We start from the raw sequence: 4,600 nt of genomic DNA, 5'->3' as shown, positions 1-4,600 counted from the left end.
CGGCGGCCTGACGCAGCCGCGTCGTGGCCGCCTGCTGCACCTGCCCGCGCTCGTTGCGCACCTCGACCTCGCCGGCGTCGTTGGATGCCGAGTACTGCAGTCGCTGCGTCTCGACCGGCTGCGCGCCCAGGCCCTTGGCCTCGACCTGCGTGACCGCCTCGCCCTCGCCCTGGCGACGGACCTCGACCTCGAGGTTGTAGAGGTAGCCGACCGACTCCTCCTTGATCTGCCCCATCATCGCCTGGAACATCTGGTACCCCTCGCGCTGGTACTCGATGAGCGGGTCGCGCTGGGCCATGGCTCGCAGGCCGATGCCGTCCTTGAGGTAGTCCATCTCGTAGAGGTGGTCGCGCCAGCGACGGTCGAGCACCTGCAGCACCACGCGGCGCTCGAGCTCGCGGGTCGCCGCCTCACCGAGCGACTCCTGCCGCTTCTCGTAGGCGATGCGCGCGTCCGAGAGGATCTCGCGCTTGAGCCCCTCGGCGGTGATGCCGCCCTTGCGACCGGATGCCTCTGCCACGACCTCGTCGATGGTCACGCCCACCGGGTACAGGGTCTTGAGTTCGGTCCACAGTGCGTCGAAGTCCCAGTTCTCGCTGTGACCCGAGCCGGTGTGGTCGTCGATGACGGCGTTGATGGCGTCTTCGATGAAGTGCTGCACACGGTCGGCGATGTCATCGCCGTGCAGGATGTGGCGGCGGTCGGAGTAGATGGCCTCGCGCTGCCGGTTGAGCACGTCGTCGTACTTGAGGACGTTCTTGCGGATCTCGGCGTTGCGGGCCTCGACCTGGCTCTGCGCGGACTTGATGGCGCGCGTCACCATGCCGGACTCGATCGCGACGTCGTCGGGGAAGTTCGTGCGAGCCAGGATCGCCTCGGCGGCGCCGGACTGGAACAGCCGCATGAGGTCGTCGGTGAGCGACAGGTAGAACCGGCTTTCGCCCGGGTCGCCCTGGCGGCCCGAGCGACCGCGCAGCTGGTTGTCGATGCGGCGCGACTCGTGGCGCTCTGTGCCGAGCACGTAGAGGCCGCCGGCATCGATCACCTTGGCGGCCTCTTCGGCCACACGGTCGCGCACCGCCTCGTAGACGGCGTCCCATTCGGCCTCGTACTCGTCGGGCGTCTCGACCGTGTCGAGGCCCTTCGCCTTCATCTCCTGCACGGCGAGGAACTCGGCGTTGCCGCCGAGCATGATGTCGGTGCCGCGCCCGGCCATGTTCGTGGCGACGGTGACGGCGCCCAGACGTCCTGCGCGAGCGACGATCTCGGCCTCGCGCGCGTGGTTCTTCGCGTTCAGGACCTCGTGCTTGACGCCCTTCTTCGCGAGCAGTCGCGAGAGGTACTCGCTCTTCTCGACGCTGACCGTGCCGACGAGGACCGGCTGCCCCTTCGCGTGGCGCGCGACGATGTCTTCGACCACCTGCGCGAACTTCGCCTCCTCGTTCTTGTAGACGAGATCGGGCATGTCCTTGCGGATCATCGGCCTGTTCGTCGGGATGGTGACGACGCCCAGCTTGTAGGTCGACATGAACTCGGCCGCCTCGGTCTCGGCGGTGCCGGTCATGCCGGCGAGCTTGTCGTACAGGCGGAAGTAGTTCTGCAGCGTGACGGTCGCGAGCGTCTGGTTCTCGGCCTTGACCGGCACGCCCTCCTTCGCCTCGATGGCCTGGTGGATGCCCTCGTTGTAGCGGCGGCCGACCAGGATGCGGCCGGTGTGCTCGTCGACGATCATGACCTCGTCGTTCATGACGACGTAGTCCGAGTCGCGCTTGAACAGCGCGAGCGCCTTGATCGAGTTGTTCAGGAACGAGATGAGGGGCGTGTTGGCCGATTCGTAGAGGTTGTCGATGCCGAGGTAGTCCTCGACCTTCTCGATGCCCGGCTCGAGCACGCCGATCGTGCGCTTCTTCTCGTCGACCTCGTAGTCGACGCCGACCTCGAGGGTCTTGGCGATCTTCGCGAACTCCACGAACCAGCGGTTCGCCTCACCCGACGACGGGCCCGAGATGATCAGCGGCGTGCGGGCCTCGTCGATGAGGATGGAGTCGACCTCGTCGACGATCGCGAAGAAGTGGCCGCGCTGGACCAGATCCTCCTTGCGCCACGCCATGTTGTCGCGCAGGTAGTCGAAGCCGAACTCGTTGTTTGTGCCGTAGGTGATGTCGGCGTTGTACTGCTGGCGCCTCACCTCGGGCGTCTGCCCCGCGACGATGTTGCCCGTCGTCATGCCGAGCGCCCGGTAGATGCGGCCCATGAGCTCGGACTGGTACGACGCGAGGAAGTCGTTGACCGTGACGACGTGCACGCCCTTGCCCGCGATCGCGTTCAGGTACACCGGGAAGGCGGCCGTGAGCGTCTTGCCTTCACCGGTCTTCATCTCGGCGATGTTGCCGAGATGAAGCGCTGCCCCACCCATGAGCTGCACGTCGTACGCGCGCTGGCCGAGCGTGCGCTTGGCCGCCTCGCGGACGGCGGCGAACGCCTCGGGCATCAGTTGGTCGAGGCTCGCGCCTGCCTCATGGCGGGCCCGCAGCTCGGCGGTCTCGCCCCGGAGCTCTTCGTCAGTGAGCTGCTCGTAGTCCTCTTCGAGGGCACCTACGGCCTTCACGACCTGCTGGAGCCGCCGGAGGATGCGACCCTCACCAGCGCGAAGCAGTTTCTCGAGGGGGTTGGCCACGGAGTGTCTCCATCTTCAGGCAGTCGGGTGCGGCGCGTCGGCGCCGGTGCCGCCCCGGGCGCATCGCCCCAGGCATACCTGCCTATGTTATCCACCCGTGACCTTGGTGTGCGCTGGATGTGGTCCAGCATGGAGTCATGGCGGCAACCGAGGTGCCAAGCCGACGACGGATGCCGCGTGCGTGGGCCGCCGCGCTGACCGGGGCGAGCGCTCTCGCGGTCACCGCATGCTCGTCGCCTCCCTGGGCAGTGCCGCTCCCACCGCCGTCGGACGCGGCCGCCGCGGTGGACTGCTCCGCGGAGTGGGACCTCGGGTGGGGCGCCATCCCCGCCGACTTCGAACCGGTCGCCGTCTACGTGTGCGACCCGGTGCTCGAACTCGCACCGGCACCGACTCCCGACCCGCCCCTGATGCTGGCCGACCCCGAGCAGCTCGCCGAGACGCCGCCGCCCGCCGCCGAGCCGGCTCCGGATCCGGCGCCGCTCGAGGCACGTCGGCTCGAGGGCGACTTGTCCGCTCTTCTGGCGGCGTTCGCCGAGCCCAGCGACCCGAAATGGCCCGGACCGTGCAGCGCGATCGGCGTGGTCGTGCCCGACGTCTGGCTCGTCGACGACGAGGGCTGGGCGATCCGCCCCGCGTACCCGGCCGACGGCTGCGGACTTCCCAAGCCCGGTGTGGGCGAGGCGCTCGCAGAGTTCACCCCGGTCGACTGACCTTCGCTCGCTCCCGCGGCGCGCCGCGGCCGCAGCATCCGTGGCTTTTCCCGGTATGTATATACTCGGAAACTACATACTCGGTATAGCCCCAGGAGATGTCCGATGTCGGTACGTCAGAGTCTGCTTGCGATCCTCGACCAGGGGCCGTGCTACGGCTATCAGCTGCGCGCGGAGTTCGACCGCCGCACGGGCTCCACGTGGCCCCTCAACGTCGGGCAGATCTACAACACGCTCGACCGCCTCGATCGCGACGGCCTCGTCGAGAAGCGCGACATCGACGAGCACGGGCACGTGTACTGGCAGATCACGCATTCCGGCTCTGCCGAGGTGCGGGAGTGGCTGGCCTCTCCGGTCCAGCGTTCGCAGGGCACGCGCGACGAGCTCGCGATCAAGCTCGCAGTCGCCGCCACGCTGCCGGGCGTCGCGGTCGCCGACATCATCCAGACGCAGCGGCGCGCCTCGCTCGCCCAGCTCCAGGAGCTCAACCGCGCCAAGTACGCCGGAGCGAACCCCGACGGACCCGAAGAGCTCGCATGGTCGCTGGTCGTCGACTCGATGATCTTCGCGGCCGAGGCGGAAGTGCGCTGGCTCGACCACACCGAGCAGCGCCTCGCCCTCCACCCCGACCACGCGATGGCCCTCGAGCTCTCGACCGACAAGCCCAAGCGCGGCCGCCCGGTCCGCGTCGAGGCATCCGCCGTCGCGGAGTCCGCGCGATGACCGACACGGTTCTGCGCCTCATCGGCGTGACGCAGCAGTACGGCAGCGGCGCCACCGCCGTCTCGGCGCTGTCGGGCGTGGACTTCGAGGTGCGGCAGGGCGAGCTCGTCGCCGTGATGGGCCCGTCGGGCTCGGGCAAGTCGACGCTGCTGTCGATCGGCGGCGGCCTCGCGACCCCGACGACCGGCGAGGTCGTCATCGAGGGCGCGTATCTCAGCGAGCAGTCATCGAAGCAGCTCGCGCAGCTGCGGCGACGGTCGCTCGGGTTCGTCTTCCAGGACTTCAACCTCATCCCGACGCTGACCGCCCTCGAGAACGTCACGCTGCCCCTGGAACTCGACGGCTTCCGCGCGCGTGTCGCGCGCCGCGCCGGCCGCGACGCCCTCGCCTCGGTGGGGCTCGCCGAGAAGGCGGACGCGTATCCCGACGACCTGTCGGGCGGTCAGCAGCAGCGCGTCGCGATCGCGCGGGCGGTCGTCGGCGGGCG

Annotated in this window: 4 protein-coding genes; 3 read left to right on the top strand and 1 reads right to left on the bottom strand. The window is 69.0% G+C overall.

Translation table 11 applies throughout. The features are described 5' to 3' along the window. Positions 1-2,677 (bottom strand): preprotein translocase subunit SecA (gene secA / locus EIO58_RS13130; RefSeq protein ID WP_127819919.1); only part of this gene is annotated, 2,677 nt, incomplete at its 3' end. 137 nt (positions 2,678-2,814) lie between these two features. Between secA and EIO58_RS13125 the strand changes: the two genes are divergently transcribed. From EIO58_RS13125 to EIO58_RS13115, 3 genes are all read left to right on the top strand, one after another. Beyond that, positions 2,815-3,390: a hypothetical protein gene (locus EIO58_RS13125; RefSeq protein WP_127819918.1), complete on the top strand. Its 576-nt coding sequence runs from the start codon at positions 2,815-2,817 to the stop codon at positions 3,388-3,390. A 105-nt stretch (positions 3,391-3,495) separates the two neighbouring features. Then, the gene (locus EIO58_RS13120; protein ID WP_127819917.1) at positions 3,496-4,113 is read left to right on the top strand and encodes a PadR family transcriptional regulator; all 618 of its coding nucleotides are present in this window, start codon (positions 3,496-3,498) and stop codon (positions 4,111-4,113) included. Beyond that, positions 4,110-4,600 (top strand): ABC transporter ATP-binding protein (locus EIO58_RS13115; protein ID WP_164861690.1); only part of this gene is annotated, 491 nt, incomplete at its 3' end. The genes EIO58_RS13120 and EIO58_RS13115, both read left to right, overlap by 4 nt.

This window comes from Microbacterium sp. CPCC 204701, assembly GCF_004010105.1.
GTDB lineage: Bacteria > Actinomycetota > Actinomycetes > Actinomycetales > Microbacteriaceae > Microbacterium.
Note: the sequence above shows the minus strand (reverse complement) of the source record. Positions and strands in the feature narration are given on the sequence as shown.

What these genes read in the sequence shown, in the direction of transcription:
- EIO58_RS13120 (WP_127819917.1), top strand. Translation starts at nt 3,496, where the DNA reads ATGTCGGTACGTCAGAGTCTGCTTGCGATCCTCGACCAGGGGCCGTGC.
- EIO58_RS13125 (WP_127819918.1), top strand. Translation starts at nt 2,815, where the DNA reads ATGGCGGCAACCGAGGTGCCAAGCCGACGACGGATGCCGCGTGCGTGG.